The organism is Lederbergia sp. NSJ-179, from assembly GCF_022867885.1.
In the GTDB taxonomy this organism is placed as follows: domain Bacteria; phylum Bacillota; class Bacilli; order Bacillales; family Bacillaceae_C; genus Lederbergia.
The window spans coordinates 1-16,250 of sequence record NZ_JALIFP010000044.1; the positions used below are offsets into that span (position 1 = coordinate 1).

Annotated in this window: 20 protein-coding genes and 4 pseudogenes; 19 read left to right on the top strand and 5 right to left on the bottom strand. The window is 36.9% G+C overall.

Annotated features, from left to right (window positions below; translation table 11 throughout):
- Window positions 1-341, bottom strand: a pseudogene (locus MUB24_RS20160) (AAA family ATPase); the annotation flags it as partial.
- A gap of 107 nt (window positions 342-448) precedes the next feature.
- On the opposite strand from MUB24_RS20160, the gene MUB24_RS20165 reads away from it, so the two are divergent.
- Together MUB24_RS20165 and MUB24_RS20170 are read left to right on the top strand one after the other, a co-directional pair.
- Complete coding sequence (locus MUB24_RS20165) at window positions 449-700, top strand: hypothetical protein (protein WP_244707330.1); 252 nt, start codon at window positions 449-451, stop codon at window positions 698-700.
- Window positions 700-963, top strand: coding sequence for a hypothetical protein (locus tag MUB24_RS20170; RefSeq protein WP_244707332.1), 264 nt, complete (start codon window positions 700-702; stop codon window positions 961-963). The genes MUB24_RS20165 and MUB24_RS20170 overlap by 1 nt, the downstream gene beginning before the upstream one ends.
- Before the next feature lie 253 nt (window positions 964-1,216).
- Here MUB24_RS20170 and MUB24_RS20175 read toward each other — a convergent pair.
- From MUB24_RS20175 to MUB24_RS20190, 4 genes and pseudogenes are all read right to left on the bottom strand, one after another.
- Window positions 1,217-2,638: pseudogene (locus MUB24_RS20175) on the bottom strand (MDR family MFS transporter).
- A gap of 36 nt (window positions 2,639-2,674) precedes the next feature.
- Window positions 2,675-3,226 (bottom strand): GNAT family N-acetyltransferase, encoded by a 552-nt coding sequence (locus MUB24_RS20180; RefSeq protein ID WP_244707333.1) that lies wholly within the window; start codon window positions 3,224-3,226, stop codon window positions 2,675-2,677.
- Window positions 3,227-3,238: 12 nt separating this feature from the next.
- Complete coding sequence (locus MUB24_RS20185) at window positions 3,239-3,862, bottom strand: TetR/AcrR family transcriptional regulator (protein WP_244707334.1); 624 nt, start codon at window positions 3,860-3,862, stop codon at window positions 3,239-3,241.
- Between the two features lie 516 nt (window positions 3,863-4,378).
- A complete protein-coding gene (locus MUB24_RS20190; protein WP_244707335.1) occupies window positions 4,379-4,747 on the bottom strand; it encodes an MFS transporter in 369 nt (122 codons plus the stop codon).
- Between the two features lie 326 nt (window positions 4,748-5,073).
- On the opposite strand from MUB24_RS20190, the gene MUB24_RS20195 reads away from it, so the two are divergent.
- The 17 genes and pseudogenes from MUB24_RS20195 (at window position 5,074) to MUB24_RS20275 (ending at window position 16,238) form a co-directional block, all read left to right on the top strand.
- Window positions 5,074-5,475, top strand: a complete 402-nt coding sequence (locus tag MUB24_RS20195; RefSeq protein ID WP_244707336.1) for an alpha/beta fold hydrolase — start codon at window positions 5,074-5,076, stop codon at window positions 5,473-5,475.
- A gap of 5 nt (window positions 5,476-5,480) precedes the next feature.
- Complete coding sequence (locus MUB24_RS20200) at window positions 5,481-5,708, top strand: hypothetical protein (RefSeq protein ID WP_244707337.1); 228 nt, start codon at window positions 5,481-5,483, stop codon at window positions 5,706-5,708.
- 115 nt (window positions 5,709-5,823) lie between these two features.
- Window positions 5,824-6,420: a TetR/AcrR family transcriptional regulator gene (locus MUB24_RS20205; RefSeq protein WP_191811439.1), complete on the top strand. Its 597-nt coding sequence runs from the start codon at window positions 5,824-5,826 to the stop codon at window positions 6,418-6,420.
- A 272-nt stretch (window positions 6,421-6,692) separates the two neighbouring features.
- Window positions 6,693-7,076 carry a P-loop NTPase family protein gene (locus MUB24_RS20210; protein WP_244707338.1) on the top strand — a complete coding sequence of 128 codons (384 nt, stop codon included), beginning with the start codon at window positions 6,693-6,695 and terminating at the stop codon, window positions 7,074-7,076.
- Window positions 6,977-7,189: pseudogene (locus MUB24_RS20215) on the top strand (VOC family protein); the annotation flags it as partial. The gene MUB24_RS20210 and the pseudogene MUB24_RS20215, both read left to right, overlap by 100 nt.
- Window positions 7,190-7,265: 76 nt before the next feature.
- Entirely contained in the window at window positions 7,266-8,150 is an 885-nt protein-coding gene (locus MUB24_RS20220; protein WP_244707339.1) for an ABC transporter ATP-binding protein, read from the top strand.
- Window position 8,151: 1 nt separating this feature from the next.
- Window positions 8,152-9,363, top strand: a complete 1,212-nt coding sequence (locus MUB24_RS20225) for an ABC transporter permease (RefSeq protein WP_396426792.1) — start codon at window positions 8,152-8,154, stop codon at window positions 9,361-9,363.
- Window positions 9,364-9,367: 4 nt separating this feature from the next.
- Window positions 9,368-9,631: pseudogene (locus tag MUB24_RS20230) on the top strand (transposase); the annotation flags it as partial.
- Between the two features lie 597 nt (window positions 9,632-10,228).
- Window positions 10,229-10,732: a GNAT family N-acetyltransferase gene (locus MUB24_RS20235; protein WP_095260036.1), complete on the top strand. Its 504-nt coding sequence runs from the start codon at window positions 10,229-10,231 to the stop codon at window positions 10,730-10,732.
- Window positions 10,733-10,859: 127 nt separating this feature from the next.
- The gene (locus MUB24_RS20240) at window positions 10,860-12,059 is read left to right on the top strand and encodes an MFS transporter (RefSeq protein WP_244707340.1); all 1,200 of its coding nucleotides are present in this window, start codon (window positions 10,860-10,862) and stop codon (window positions 12,057-12,059) included.
- A 161-nt stretch (window positions 12,060-12,220) separates the two neighbouring features.
- The gene (locus MUB24_RS20245; RefSeq protein ID WP_280517090.1) at window positions 12,221-12,754 is read left to right on the top strand and encodes a P-loop nucleotide/nucleoside kinase family protein; all 534 of its coding nucleotides are present in this window, start codon (window positions 12,221-12,223) and stop codon (window positions 12,752-12,754) included.
- 75 nt (window positions 12,755-12,829) lie between these two features.
- Window positions 12,830-13,372, top strand: coding sequence for a helix-turn-helix domain-containing protein (locus MUB24_RS20250; protein WP_212967448.1), 543 nt, complete (start codon window positions 12,830-12,832; stop codon window positions 13,370-13,372).
- Between the two features lie 12 nt (window positions 13,373-13,384).
- A complete protein-coding gene (locus MUB24_RS20255) occupies window positions 13,385-13,657 on the top strand; it encodes a PLD nuclease N-terminal domain-containing protein (RefSeq protein ID WP_244707341.1) in 273 nt (90 codons plus the stop codon).
- Window positions 13,608-14,513, top strand: a complete 906-nt coding sequence (locus MUB24_RS20260) for an ABC transporter ATP-binding protein (RefSeq protein WP_244707342.1) — start codon at window positions 13,608-13,610, stop codon at window positions 14,511-14,513. The genes MUB24_RS20255 and MUB24_RS20260 overlap by 50 nt, the downstream gene beginning before the upstream one ends.
- Complete coding sequence (locus tag MUB24_RS20265) at window positions 14,510-15,295, top strand: ABC transporter permease (protein ID WP_244707343.1); 786 nt, start codon at window positions 14,510-14,512, stop codon at window positions 15,293-15,295. Before MUB24_RS20260 ends, MUB24_RS20265 begins: the two co-directional genes overlap by 4 nt.
- 68 nt (window positions 15,296-15,363) lie before the next feature.
- Window positions 15,364-15,756 (top strand): hypothetical protein, encoded by a 393-nt coding sequence (locus MUB24_RS20270; protein WP_212967444.1) that lies wholly within the window; start codon window positions 15,364-15,366, stop codon window positions 15,754-15,756.
- Window positions 15,753-16,238: an anthrone oxygenase family protein gene (locus MUB24_RS20275; protein WP_244707344.1), complete on the top strand. Its 486-nt coding sequence runs from the start codon at window positions 15,753-15,755 to the stop codon at window positions 16,236-16,238. The genes MUB24_RS20270 and MUB24_RS20275 overlap by 4 nt, the downstream gene beginning before the upstream one ends.
- Window positions 16,239-16,250 lie beyond the last annotated feature (12 nt).

A 16,250-nucleotide genomic window follows, 5' to 3' on the forward strand; every position in this document is an offset into this window, starting at 1 on the left:
TAGATCAGGGAATGTGTACAAACTTTATTAATCAATCTTGCAGTCCCATTGGAAAATTGATAGATTTCATCAATAGCCGCCTCCGTAAAAATGTCTCTTTGCGCTCCGGCACTCATCAAATGTTGCTTTACATATTCACCTACTTGAGATCGGTCGTAATGGGGTAATTTACATTGCAAGTCAATTCTTTGACGGATTGCGGCAAATGACTGAAGTCGAAGTCGATCCCAAAGCTCACTTTGTCCTACCAGAACTAGCGCCATTGGACCTTCGGCGTCCATTTTGAAGTTCAGCTTATCCGTAATTTCGGATAAGCTGAATTTCCAAATGGATTCATCCAATCCATTTATCCTTATCCTAGCTGGCTTGCCACATTTAAAAACACGCTTGAATCTGAATCACCATCGTCCGTTGGCACAGCGAATTATTATGTGTTATCAGAATTATTATGTGTTATCAATTACAACCACTAAGCAAGGAGGATGTTTCTGCTTATATAGACCATCATATGAAACGAGCTGGCGCCAAGATGCCCATTTTTACTGAGGCCGCCCTGGAGGCGATCACTTTACGTTCACAAGGATGGCCACGTGCCATCAACAGATTAGCCACGAATGGCCTTTTATATGGTGCCCAATTAAGGAAAGAACAAATCGATGGGGAAATCGTCCGTATGTCCGCCGAGGAGAGTGGTTTATAATGCGGCGTGGGATCATGTTTTTTGATGTAGATGAACAGAATTGGAAAATATGGATTGGACAACAAGAATATGAAACATTTACAGGAATGAACTTCGAAATACGCATTCAACATCGTTATTTTGAAGCGTGTTTTGAAGAGGATTATCAGGATTGTATTGTGACACTTGAGGATGATGTCACTTTCACATTGCGATTGGTCGAAGTTTATAAAGTGCGAATTTTAGCCGAAGAATTGATGCCGGCATTGGATCTCCCTTTTTAAGGGGGATCCTTTTGTATGAATATGGAATTATGGCTGGAATAGTATGCCTAATAATTTTCAAATATGAGCTAAAGGAATCAAAATAGCACATTATCCCAGATATCCATCCGAATTAATTTGAAATTGGATGTCTGGGATAATGTGCTGGTTTACAATAGTGCTTAGGGAATACCAGGCAAGAATTATGGGGAATCGGAAAATAAACAACGCAGCATTACTTTACTTCTTGATTAGAGTAATGCTGTTTTTGTGTTCAGTCCTCAACTTTTACACGTTTGATAAAGAATGCTAAAACTAATCCAATAATCGACACCACCATTGCAAAAATAAAAGCATTTTGTACTCCTGATGTGAGAGAAACCACTATATTTTCAGGTTTTGTCGGGTCGGTGATGCCAGATAAATAATTTTGTTGTCCCATTGTCATCATTGTTGCAGCTGTAGCCGTTCCAATGGCACCTGCCACTTGCTACATTGTATTTATTATCGCAGAACCATGAGGATATAGCTCTGTATCCAATTGATTTAATCCATTAGTTTGCACTGGCATCATAACCATTGAGGTTCCAAGCATCAAACACATATACAGTGTGATTATTACTTTAACAGATGTGCTCGATTCAACATTGGAGAAAATCCAAAGTACAACAAAGGCTATGAAAAAACCAGAAATCACTAACCATCTTGGACCAAATCGATCAAATAAACGACCAGTGATAGGTGACATAATCCCATTCAAGATTCCACCAGGAAGTAAAATTAGCCCTGCCACCAAAGCGGTGTAGCCCATACCGTCTTGAAGATAAATAGGTAGAAGAAGATTAGCTGTTAAAATAATAATCATATTAACTACCACAGTCAGAGTACCTAATGCAAACATCGGCTGTTTGAAAGCCTTCAAATTGACAATAGGAGATTTAATAGAGAACTGTCTAATAGAGAATAGTAATAGTGATAAAATACCAATGATTATAGTCACTATGGAAATTGATGTACCTTCTGTTTGCCCTACACCACTAAAACCATATACTATTCCCCCAAACCCAACTGTTGATAGAAGTATTGACAATAAATCGATTTTTGGCTTGGTTATTGTAGAAACATTTTGCATATAAAACACACTACACAACAGGGCAATTACATAGAAGGGAATTGCTAACCAAAATAACCAATGATAACTTAGGGTTTCAATCACCAACCCAGAAATTGTAGGACCAAGTGCAAGGGATGTCATCATTACCAATCCTATTAACCCCATAGCCGTCCCCCTCTTTTTGGGAGGAATCATTACTAAAACAACATTATACATTAATGGAAGGAGTACTCCTGTACCAATAGCTTGAAGCATTCTCCCTATTAATAACAAACTAAAACTTGGAGCAATTGCGGCACTTATTGAACCTAAAATAGAAAATACTACTGAAGTTATAAATAACTTTCTTGTTGAAAACCATTGGATTAGAAGTGCCGAAATAGGTACTAAAACGCCAATGGTTAAAAGATAGCCCGTTGTTAACCACTGAACGGTAGATGCATTTATCTGAAACACCTGCATTAAATCACTGAAAGCCATATTTAAAGCTGTTTCGAAAAATAAACCTATAAATCCTGCCAGCAATAAAGATATCATAATAGGAATTACACTAAATTGCCTGTCATTTCTTTGTACTTCCATATAACCCCACCCTATAAAGAATAAAAATAATCATATTTATACATTTCTTACTTGATTTTCAAAGTATTCATTTTGCAAAATCCCCATATGAATGATGTCATGCCATTCACCATTTCTAAATAGACTTTGTCTACTTTTTCCTTCTTGTTGAAAACCAATTTTAGTATACAAATGAATAGCTCTATCATTAAATGAAAATACTTTAAGGGAAATTCGGTGGAGATTCATTTCGTAAAAAGCGTAATCCAGCAGTAATTTCAAGCCTTCTAAACCATAGCCTTTTCCCCAATATTCCTTTTCTCCTATGTCAATAATACATTCAGTATTTCTATTTTTATAATCAATGTTGATTAATGATACAATGCCAATTGGTATTTCATTTCCTTTTTCAACCATAATATAGCATTTGGCTGAATGAGATCCCAAAATAACATGATCTACAAATTCTTTAGTTGCTTCCATTGGATAAACATCTAAAGATGAGTTGGTGGAATGCATAACTTCCATATCGTTTCTCCACTTGTGATAAAGTTCTGTATCTTCCTTTGTCATCTTTCTTAATCTCACTCTTGATGATTCAAACAACATAGTGATCACTCCTTATAGTGCAGATTTTGGATTAATTAATTTTTCTAAAGAAAAAAGTAAGACGGATAATTGATCCTTTACTTTTGTTTGTTCATGTCCCAATTGAAATGTGTCCAACATTAAACCGTTTATAAATGATAGGAGATACCGTGCTATAGAACGAGTAGATTGTTGAGGTCTAAATTCTCCTTTAAGCATACCTTTATTCAATACTTCTTCTATAGCTTCAGTAGTTCGCTTGTAGCGTTCAGAAATGTAAGGGAAATTATCTTTATTATTTGCGTAATTAGATGATAAAAAGAATTCTGCCTTTGCATAGAGCAGTGTTTGCTCAATTGCCTCAATATAAAATTGCTGTTCTTCAACCCATTTTTTTAATTGTGGCCATATTGGACCTTCATCAGATGACACAAAATATTGAATGTCTTTTTGGTCATCATATTTTAAGACTTCGATAAAAACGTGATCAATATTATCGAAATAACTATAGAATGCACCTCTGGATATTCCAGCCTTGTCCATAATATCTTGCATAGATGTGCGAACAAATCCTTTCTCGATAAACACCTTCTTGGCTGCTTCTATCAATTCTCTTTTTCTCTCTTTTTTATATTCTTCGCTAACTTTTGGTGCCATAAAGCCGCCTCCATAATGATTGACAAAGGGTATACAATAAACTATACACTTATGTCGTTTTATATTTTGGATTATACCGACACCAGTGTATAGTTTCAACCCTTTATATTAATATTTTTGTTTTTTAGTTATGTAAATTATCTTGTAAATATGGGACGATCAGTCATAAAAAATCCACATTCTAATGAGAATGAATGTGGTTAACTTAGCAATTCATTAGGGTAATAATTTCACCAGAAAACCCCGCTAATAATTTCTACTCCCAAAATTATTATGTTTCAGTAAATATATTTTCCTACACGATAATCCGAAATAGTGCTTTATGATCATTAATTAAATAAAAATGAGTTTCCACACTAAAATCCGATTACCCGAATAATTTACACACTTTAGTTGGTAAGCCCAAAAAATATACTTTACAGGTTTTCTATCTCCATATTTTATGGTCAATCATTTATGGTCGGTCATACCAACTATTTTTTGGTTCATGTGATTAAACACTATTAGTTCCTTTTATCAATCTTTTTCTTCAAAAAAAGACCACGATTTCCGTCTGTTCCCTGGAAGAAAAACCCCCGGAATGATGGCACACGCGGTAAATCCGATTGTCCACCAGAAAGTATAATTGAACGCATTGGCCCGTGATGCGACATCGAGCATCGGTCCATGAATCAATTGACTCTGTAAGTTGGCGGCAAGCACTGCAGTTCCAAATGCTCCACCTACTTGTTGAGCAATCCGCGTGATACTGATGCCATGAGAAACCTGTTCTTCCGGCATACCTTTATAAGTGGCATCTACAACAGGGATAAGCACTGCTCCAAATTCTACTCCCAACCTATGGCTCGCATGAGAAAATAGACGTTTAAATCTGTTTCTTTCCATCAGGTGGATTCGGGACACCAGTACCTGATTTTTCAATTGAAGTTGATGATCTTGAAAACGCACTAGCTCGCATAAAAGAAACAGGATTTCCAATTGATTATGGACCAGCTGAGGAACCATAGGGTGTTCGGCGATTATGTAAGGGATTCAATCGGAAAGCACGTCAATATTCTTATCCATTTGTAAATTAATGAAGGGCAATTTGAAATCTTCTAATTCCTAAGTATAGATAGCCAATTATTTTGAAAGTGAATGGTAATTTTTTATTGACTAAACGTTCATTCAAAGATAAAATGTTGATAAACTTGAATTTTATGGGGATCTTAATGGATTTGTACTATGAGATTAATGGTACTGGACATCCAGTTGTTATGATCCATGGCGGAGGTACTGATTTGCGGGAATGGAATTACTTGGCACCTCTACTGGCTAAGCATTATCAAGTAATTTCTGTTGATGGTCGAGGTGTTGGTCAATCACCAACTCCGAAAGACCAAGTTAACTATGTGGAAGATATGCGGTTTTTTATAGATGAGCTTGAGCTTGATAAGCCAACCATCATCGGTCATTCCATTGGTGGGCAAATTGCAACTGAATTCGCTTTAACTTATCCGGAAAAAGTCACAAACCTTGTTTTAATTGCTCCTGCTTTATCAGGATTTCAAGGTTACACAGAATATGAGCAAATAATGCAAGAGGTGATGGGGGCTGCCCCGGATGTGGAGTAGATTTGATGCTGCATTCTCCAATGTATCAAGTCGTTATCCATAGTCCGCAAAGAAATCTGGCCACGCAAATGCTTCAAGATCAGTTTCAACGAGTGTTGGGTGGACCTGCTTTTGAAATGATATGGCCCAATCCTCCTGCCATCGACCGATTAGAAGAGTTGACTGCCAAAACATTATTTATTATTGGCGAAAAGGATTTACCTGAAAATTTTCTTGCTCTTGAACACTTTTGAAAAATTCCAAATATCAATTTTATTGAAATACCAAATGCTGATCATATCTTGACCCTGACACATTCTGAAGCGTTAAATCAGGCAATCACTGCTTTTATGGAGGAATGAAGTTAAAATGCCACGTACACCAGAAGAGAATAATCGTATTCGCCAAGCATCCAAAGAAAAAATTAGAGCTGCGGCTATGGAGTTATTTATGAAGCAGGGATATTACGCTACTTCTATAAGCGATATAGCTAAACAAGGGGGGATTTCGAAAGGTTTGCTCTATAACTATTACAAAGGAAAAGAAGAGCTGCTTGCTGAAATGGTAGAGACAAGAATCAGAGAAGTGGTTGAAGTCATGGAAGAAGCAACCACTTTAGAGACTGCTAGTGAACAGCTTGAATATATAGTCAATGGCGCCATTGATAACATTTATCAAAATCCGGAAGTTCATCGGTTCTATCTTCATTTGCAAACTCAGCCAGAAGCTGATGAAGAGTTGATAAAATACAGTTATCTCATTATTGAAGAAAATGCCAGGCAATTTGAGTTTCAATGTGAAATATTTGAAAGAATGGGAATAAATGAGCCGAGGAAACGGTCGCTATATTTTTCGTCCGTGCTTCAAGGCAGCATGCTGATGATATCTACCTATCCGCAGAAGTTTCCCATTGAAGAGATAAAAGCACAAATTATTCATGAATTTTGCAGATCATCTAATGTATAAAATAGATAAGGAACCTTAACAGTTCGATTAATGGTCCAATTGATGTTCCTGAGTCAAATGAAATGTGTACACACCATTTCGGTGAATGTCAGTCTGTTTCAATGTGAAAACTGTGGAGGAGAAATGAATCCAACGTACTATAAAGGAATTCATCGGCAGGAGACTTTCAGATGTAAATGGAGGAACAATCATGATAAAAGTCAATAAGGTTCATTACAGTTATGATTCAACCAAAATATTAAATGGCTTGAATTTGTTGGAGAGTGATCCAATTGAAGCTGTTAGCTGGCCATTTAAAACCTGATCAAGGTGAAATAACTCTATTTGGATTTAATCCATATAATCGTAATCAAACATCTGATCATTTATGTTATATGCAAGAGGAACATCCATTCAGTGTGATTTGGAAGGTAAAAGATGCGTTACGCTTTGGTGATTATTACAATCCGAATTTCGATATGAATTTTGCAAAAGAACTGTTAACTGATTTTAATTTACATGAAAACAAACATGTAACCAAATTCCCCAAAGGTATGAAATCCGCATTGCAATTTATTATTCAGCTGCGAAAGAGTATCAAAAGAAGATATATGCCGAAGGCATTCCAGCAACGATGTTTGGGGTTCAAGATGTTCAAAAAGAGTACGAACGATTAGTGAAACTTGGAGTGAAGTTTACCATGGAACCGACAGAAATGGGGGAAGTCACAATAGCTGTCTTCGACGATACATGCGGCAATCTTATTCAGATCGCTCAGCAGAACTCATGACGAAAATGTGATGCATGAGAAGTTGTGAAAGCAGCTTTTTATTATCAGAAATATTAATAGAATAGAGGTGCAATGTATGGGGTTAGAAATTTATCAATTAAGTAAGTCATTTGGGGAAACGAAAGCTGTTAAAAATCTTAGCTTCTCTTTGAAAAAGGGGGAGGTACTCGGACTTCTTGGAAGAAACGGAGCGGGCAAGACAACTACAATTAAAATGTTGCTATGCTTATTATCACCGGATCGAGGGGAAATGACGTGGGAAGGAAAAAGGCTTGATCAGGCAAATGTCTCAATCGGCTATCTTCCTGAAGAAAGGGGACTTTATCCGAAAACGAAGATTGTCACACAACTTCGTTATTTTGGTGAGCTTGAAGGTATGAGCCGCAAACAAGTTGATGAGGCAATTGATCATTGGCTTGAAAAACTTGAAATAACCGAATATAAAACAAAAAAAGCAAATGAATTATCAAAAGGAAACCAGCAAAAAATTCAATTAATCGCAACATTGTTACACGATCCGGAATTGATTATTTTAGACGAACCATTCAGTGGCTTAGACCCAGTAAATGCCAATCTGTTATCCTTGATCATTGAAGAGCAAATAAAAGCAGGAAAAACCGTCATTCTGTCGAGTCATCGAATGGAGCAAATTGAAAGCTTTTGCGAGCATATTTGTTTAATGAAAAAAGGAGAAGCGATCGTTAAAGGGAGATTGGATCAAATTAAACAAGATTACGGCTTCCGTAATTTAACGATTTCGAACAGTGAAGCTGTTGAAGCTGCACTTCATGATTGGAAAATACCTTTTGAAAAAGGACAAGCGGACATCGTCGTGAAAGTGACGGATGATAAAGAAGCGATTCAACTTCTCAACCGATTCGAGGAACGCTCGATCCCCATTCGCAATTTCAGGATGTTAGAGCCGACATTAAATGAAATCTTTATTGAAAAGGTGGGATAATATGGGGAAATTTATGACCGTTTTTAAGTTTCATTTGAAAGACGGATTGACTTCGAAGTCATTTATCTTCGGTAATCTAATTACAATTGTAATTGTACTTGGGATTTTTGGCTTTAGTCATTTTTCGTCGAACGGGTCAAAGGATGAAGTCGCATTCATTAATCCAACGTCCTACAAAACAAATATCGATCAGCTAAATAAAGGCCTGAATTCGGTAAAACTGTTTTTACAAGAAGAAGGCGATCTGGCGCAATTAAAGAAACAAGTTAGAGACGGGGAGCTCGATGGCATTATCGAAATGAAAGAAAAGAACGGTTTACCCGCATTGACGTACACGTATAAATCTTTTGCTGATCAAGAGCTAGTGGCCATCCTAACTCAAAAAATCCAACAAGTAGGGATCAATAAAACAATTGCGGATTCGAACGTTAACCCGGAGGTTGCGGCTAAACTGGTAACACCCGTTCCAGTAGAAAACAAAGCATTAAAAGATACGACTGGAACAGTGGGGATCGTTTATATTTTTGTTATCCTAATGTATTTGTTAATCCTCGGTCAAGGTCAAATGATTGCAAATACCATTACTGCCGAAAAGGCATCGCGTGTTATGGAAATCATGATACCGAAAGTAAAGCCGATCTATATGATGTATGGAAAAATTCTTGTACAGTTAGTCACGGGACTAGTGCAAATTGTTATCATGCTTCTAGGCTTTCTTGCAAGTTACTCCTTAGGTTGGATTGATGGGAAACAATTTTCATTCTTCGGCTTTGATATTGATCTAAGCAATTTAACCGGAATCGTGGTTGCTTCCTTTATCATTTATTTTGTTCTCGGCTATCTATTATATGCGATTGGATATGCAGCAGTCGGTGCTGTCGTAAGCCGAACGGAAGACTTAGGTTCAGTTTCTTTCCCGATTATTATGTGCATCATGGTGGCTTTTTTTATCGGAATAAGCTCCATCTTTAACCCTGCATCAAAACTTGTTGTTGTTAGCTCCTATATCCCAATTACATCACCGATTGTGACATTTTCAAGAATCGTATCCGGCGAAGCGGGCTATGCGGAGATGGGCATTACCATCGTCATTCTTCTAGCTAGCATTGCAATCATTAACCACTTAGCAAGTAGAATTTACGTGAACGGCGTCATGAATTACAGCGGAAAAGTGAAATTTAAAGATGTTATTCAAATGGCACAAAAACATTAAAATAAGCCATTTTACTAGTCTAAAATATATTAATCTGTTAAATGAAAAGAATATTAAAATCAGCATGGATGGAAAGGGTCGTGCACTGGATAATATCATTATCGAACGTTTTTGGCGAAACATAAAGTACGAGGAGGTGTACTTAAAAGAATACGAGACTCCAAGGGAAACAAGGAAAAATATAAGGGACTATATAGATTTTTACAATCACAAACGTCCCCATCAGTCATTAAACTATAAAACACCAGCATCTATTTATTTCGGGTAGGTGGATCGCCGGTTGTCCACCACCATTGACCTTGCTTTTGTCCGTGTTCATTGAGCCCACGCAGGATACCCAAAAAATAGCCTGAAGGGGCTGATTCTTCTTTAAATTGTAACCTGCGTTCCCGGAATTTATAACGAGGATTTTTGGTGAAAGCCTTTATTCACAGCGTTTATAATGATTTCCCTTCATAATACCATGTTATATATTAATAATATTATAACGAGGTAAAGTCCTTTATTTTCAAGGGTTTTGATGGTTCTCGTTATACAATCCGGGAATTTAGGTTGTAACACGGACAAATCGATTCTAAGCATTCGTGGCCCCCCTCCATCGCCTGCTAAGAATCGGGCGCGGCGGTCAATGGCAAGCAGCTGTCGCTAAGGCTGGCTCTAACATCGAAAAAGTGGTTCCCATTTTCAGTGAGGCAAGTACTCGCTTTAACCGTGAAAGGGCAAAGACACAATCTATTAACCTACCTTATTTTTAAAAAAGTATTGTCTTGACATTGGGGTCGACTTTAGTATTTGAAATAGCATCTATGCAAGTTTAAGAAGTAATATGATTATTAAGTGGAGAAAAGGAAATGGGGAGAAGCTATTGACTATACGAATTTTAAATGAGTCTGATGCTCAGTTATACCAAGAATTACGTTTAAGTGCATTAAAAATCAACCCTGAAGCATTTGGCTCAACTTATGAGAGAGAGGCTAAATTCACTCTTGAAACTGTAGCAGAACGATTAAAACCAAACGATAACAAATTTGTCTTGGGTGCTTTTGAGGATAGAAATTTATTAGTGGGAATTGTGACTTTTGTGCGTGAAAGTAGTCTTAAAACTGCTCACAAAGGGAATGTTTTCGGAATGTTTGTGAAGCCAGAAATGCGAGGACAAGGATTAGGGAAGTTGCTCCTGCTTGAACTGTTAAAAAAGGCAAAAGATTGCATCGGCTTGGAACAAATTAATTTAACAGTGATATCCAATAATGAGCCTGCAAAGAATCTATACAGATCCATAGGATTCCAAAATTACGGAGTAGAAAAGAATGCTTTAAAAGATAACGGGAAGTATTTTGACGAAGATTTAATGGTTTTAAAAATTTAATTTTAATCTAGCGGAGGGTGTTATTTTGACAAGAATAATGGAAGCTCATATTTTGAAGGTTTCCTTTGAATTTTACACTTTATTAACATTAAAGTGTAACAAAATCTAAAAAAAGGTGAGTGATGATTTGATATCTAAACCGAGTAAGATAAATACACTCTTTATTTTAATGGTTTGTGTGTTTATCGCCACGGCTGCATTTGGATTGATTATCCCGATATTACCGGCCTTTATGGATAAATTCAATACAAACGGACAAATGATGGGGTTACTAGTTGCGACATACGGCATCATTCAACTGTTTTTATCTCCAGTTGCTGGACGTTTTGCTGATCGCTATGGTCGAAAAAGAATCATTGTGATGGGTTTAATTTGTCTTACTTTATCTCAATTGTTTTTTGCTTTTTCTGTTCATTTTTGGGTGCTGTTTTTGGGAAGGTTTCTCACGGGTATCGCAGTCTCACTTTTAATTCCCGGTGCGATGGCATGCATTATTGATATAACGACAGAAGAAGAACGGACTAAGGGCCTGAGTTTCCTTAATGCGTCCATTTCATTTGGTTTTGTCATTGGACCTGGAATTGGTGGTTTTTTGACAGCGTATGGTTTATCTGTTCCTTTTTATTTTGCGGCTGTTCTCTCCTTTGTTGCCTTTTTACTGTCATTTTTTTTACTACCTGAATCCTTAGAAAAAAAGACACAGATGGCGAAAGCAGAGACTGTTTCAACCAAATCTATGATACAGCAATTATTACGCTCAGTTCAGGTACCTTATGTTGTGCCGTTGCTATTGGTCTTTCTTTATAGTGTATCTTTATATATATTTGAAGCAATTTTTGGCTTATTTGTTGACAAACAATTCGGATACACGGCAAAAGATATTGCAATGGTAATCACAATATCAGCATTAGTAAGTGTCATTGTTCAACTGACATTAACGAATAAATTTGTTTCCCTTTTTGGTGAATCGAAGGTTATGAACGGAACAATGATCGCAGGTGGCATAAGTTTTTTATTTCTCTTATTCACCACACGCTTTTGGAGTATCTTATTGCTGACATGTTTGCTTTACACAGCGACTTCCATCCTGCGTCCAGTTATCAATACAGTGCTATCCAAGTTAGCTGTAAATGAGCAAGGATTTATTGCGGGTATGAATAATGCATATGTAAGCCTAGGGAGTGTAGTCGGTCCTATATTAGGGGGGATTTTATTTGATATTAACACTTATTTCCCTTATATAGTAGGAGTATTAGCCTTTTTATCTGGTACAGTGCTTTTAACATGGAAACATAGATCCCTTGTATCAACAAGATCTAAATCGTGAGAACAAACTATTTAATAATAACTAATGGGGGGATTTCAGTAATCGATTTAATTACTGAACGAATGACAAGTGGAAATCCATTGTTGCAAAACTTATGGCAGAAAATTCAAGTAACCCGATTATATAGAGAAAAAAGGTGAATTTATTAAGGAGTGATCGTATTGTCGAATTTTGAAGAAAATGTAAAGGGCATATTAAGACAAATAACTTCAAATCCATTCATTATTATGATGTGTGGTGTAGCAGGTTCAGGGAAGACGACATTCGCACAACGCTTAGAAACAGAAGGGTTTGTACGTCTTTCAATTGATGAAGAGATTTGGAAGGTCAATGGACGTTATGGAATAGACTATCCTGTTGAGAAATATGGCGATTATCAAGTCGAAGCTGAAAGAAGGCTTCGTAATCAATTGATACGTCTAATTCAGGATAAACGAAAGGTTGTTATTGATTTTAGTTTTTGGCAAAAAGCCAAACGAGATGGATACAAACAGCTAATTGAAGAAGCTGGTGGTGAGTGGAAACTTATTTATTTGAAAGTTAGTCCTGAAATTATTCGCAAACGGTTGGATGTACGGAGTAAAAGATTTGATGCAAATGCAGCTTTTCCAATCACCGAAGATACTTTAACATCTTACCTAAACGGATTCGAAGTACCTTTATGCGAAGGGGAAGTAGTTATAGAGTCAATATAAAAGGTAGTTGACAATCTAGTTTTGATATTTTATTATCATTTTATAAAATGATAATAATTTGGAGGTAATAAACCAATGAAAGGAAATGCCGATTTACTTCTTCATCCCGTGCGGATGCGAATTGTACAGCAATTGTTGCTAAACAAACCGCTGACGATTGCTCAACTTGTCGAGATACTTGGTGATGTTCCTCAAGCTACGTTATATCGTCATATCAATCTTTTACTCGAAGCAAATTTAATTGAAGTGATTGAAACAAAAAAGGTGAAAGGAACAGAAGAACGCAAATTCTCAGTCAAAATAGATAACTTGCAAATTCCTGAAAGCGAAATTGAAACGATCTCACAGGAGGATCATATCCGTCATTTTTCCGTATTCCACGGTAATTTACTTCAATTAGCAACGTCTTATTTGGCGAATACGTCCCCTAAACAGTATGAACAAGAAGGATTTAGCTATGCGTATGTACCTTTGCATCTGTCAGATGAAGAATTTAAGGAGCTTATCCAGTCCATTCATCAGGCGATTGAGAAAGTGGTCCACAACGAGATAACACCTGAACGAACCACTCGGATTTTTGCAAGCATGTTTATTCCGCAAGACTCACAAGAATTGTAGGGAGGTTTTGACATGCATTATGGTTATCACATTGGAATGGATGAAATTGGAGCTTGGTTACCATTACTTTTGCCGATCTTAATCTTACATCTAATCTTATTTTCTGTGGCATTATGGGATTTATTAAAAAGAGATCAAAGTGCGGATTATAAATGGTTTTGGGGTGCGGTGATTATATTGGTTAACATCATCGGCCCCATTTTATATTTTGTTTTAGGAAGGAGGCAACGCTCAGATGCACCTACTTCAAGTCAGTCAACTCCAAAAAAAGTACGGAAATCATGAAGTCGTTCAAAATGTTGATTTTCATATTAATCAAGGAGAATGTGTGGCTCTTCTCGGGCCAAACGGAGCAGGTAAAACAACGATTATTAAAATGATATTAGATATAAACAAACTTACAGGTGGAAAAATTTTGCTTAACGGAAAACGCCATGATCAAATGCGTAAATTTATTGGGTATTTACCGCAACACCCTACTTTTTATCCATGGATGACGGGAAAGGAATTGCTTACATTCATGGGTGGACTTTCAAATATAGAGAAAGAGATTTTGGAACAAAGAATCGACGAATTGTTGGAGCTGGTAGGGCTGGGTGAGGTGGAAAATAAGCTTATTGGCACCTATTCGGGAGGAATGAAACAGAGGTTAGGGATTGCACAAGCGCTTATCCATCAACCAAAATTACTGATTATGGATGAACCGGTTTCTGCATTGGATCCATTAGGACGCAGGGATATATTGGAATTGCTTAAAGTGATTAAACAGAATTCGACCATTCTTTTTTCAACGCATATTTTGCATGATGCTGAAGAACTTTGCGATAAGATGCTGATCATAAATAAAGGGCAATTACTCGTTAACGGATCCATTCATCAAATTATGGAACAGACTCAAAAACCAATCTTTATCATTCAGGCGCCACGATTAAGCGAGTGGACACACCGGCTTGTGAATGAGGACATTGTTGAATCCATTGAGTTAACAGGAAATGCTGCCAAAGTGCGAGTGAAAAATATCGAGCAAGGGAGAGATTGGCTATTAAGTAATATTTTAAATTTACATCTTCCGATTCAAAAGTTTGAATTGGTACAGGAAAACTTGGAAGAAATCTTTTTAAGGATGGTGAAATCATCATGAAACACTTCACTGTTCTGTTAAAGAGAGAGTGGTTGGATGCAAGGAGAAGTTACAAACTATTATGGTTGCCCATTGTTTTTATGTTTTTGGGCATCCTGCAGCCTTTATCGTCTTTTTATTTACCAGAAATTTTGAAAATGGCTGGAGGACTGCCTGATGGAATGACGATCACATTACCAGAGTTAACGGCTAGTGAAGTATTAGCAAGTGCCTTAACCGATCAATTTGACCAAATGGGCTTAATCGTGATTGTAATGGCGACGATGGGCATCATCGCATCAGATAAAAATAATGGCATGTTAGCGTTTATTCTAACGCGCAATACGACAATTGTTGAATATTTGCTAAGTAAATTATTGGGGCATGCAGTCATGATTGCAGGTTCCATATTCATCGGATTTCTGTCAGCAGTATTTTATACTTTTTATTTATATCAAGCTGTTTCCGTGGTTAGGATTGCAGCAGGTTTGGGAGTTTATTACATTTGGTGCTTATTTATGTTGGCCTTTGTAATCACTATAGGTGCTTTATTGTCTAGAACACCGGCTATTGCATTGTTGTCTGTTTTTGTTCTCATCTTTTTGAAGACTGTTACTATGTTGGGGGGAGGCTTCCAAGTCTTAAATCCAGCGCATTTATCCAATCAAGCTGTTAGCATCATAACGTCAGGGAATGTGCTGCCTCACTTTTTCATCACAATGACGGTATCCGTATTACTTATTGTTTTCTGCTTATTATTTGCAACATTGTATTTATCCCGAAAGGAATTGCCTTCGATGTGATTTCCTTAATCGGGTTACCGGTTAAATAATCCTTGGATGATTGGTTATATAAATTGGAGGAGATTAAGATGAGTTTTCAAGTTGTGGCGGGTGATCGTGAATTACGACTGAATATTTCGGGATGGACAGCGGCTTTAACTTTGAGGAAGGAAATCAAAATACCTTACACCTCCATTGAAGAAATTCGGGTAGGGAAATTTCCTTTTCCATGGACAGCGGCTATTAAGAGAACTGGTATCACAACATCTGGTTATAAAGCTGGAATATTCATGATTAAAGATGAGAAATATTTTTTAGCCTATCATAACCAAAATGAAGTCGTTATGCTTCAATTGAAGGGATGTGAATTTGATCACGTTGTATTTGAAAGTAGTAATTACAAACAATTGGTTCATGAAATGAGGAAGAATTGCCCTTCAATCAACATTAGCCAAAATGAGGAAGAGGAGGATGAAATATGATCGAAAAACTCACTCCCTTTCTAATTTTTGGTGCATCACTGGGATCTGGGCTGATTGCAGGATTGTTCTTTGCATTTTCGGCATTTGTCATGAAGGCTCTCTACCGGCTCCCTCCAGAGCAAGGAATTTCGGCCATGCAGTCCATAAATAGCACTGTGCTAAATCGACTATTCCTTACTGTATTCATGGGAACATCTCTTGTTTGTATCATACTTGTGATTCTTTCATTATTAAATTGGCAAGATCCGAATGCCATTTATATATTTACTGGCAGTTTGTTATATCTTCTGGGAAGCTTACTGGTCACGGCGGTATGCAATGTTCCATTAAATGATGCATTAGCCAATGTAATAGCCACAGACCCAGAAAGTTTGGGGCAATGGAAAGATTACTATTCAAAATGGACAGCTTGGAACCATGTACGGACTATTTCAAGTTTTATTGCACTGGCATTATTTGTCTTTGTTTTTTGGCGAATGTAAGCCACTTTTTAA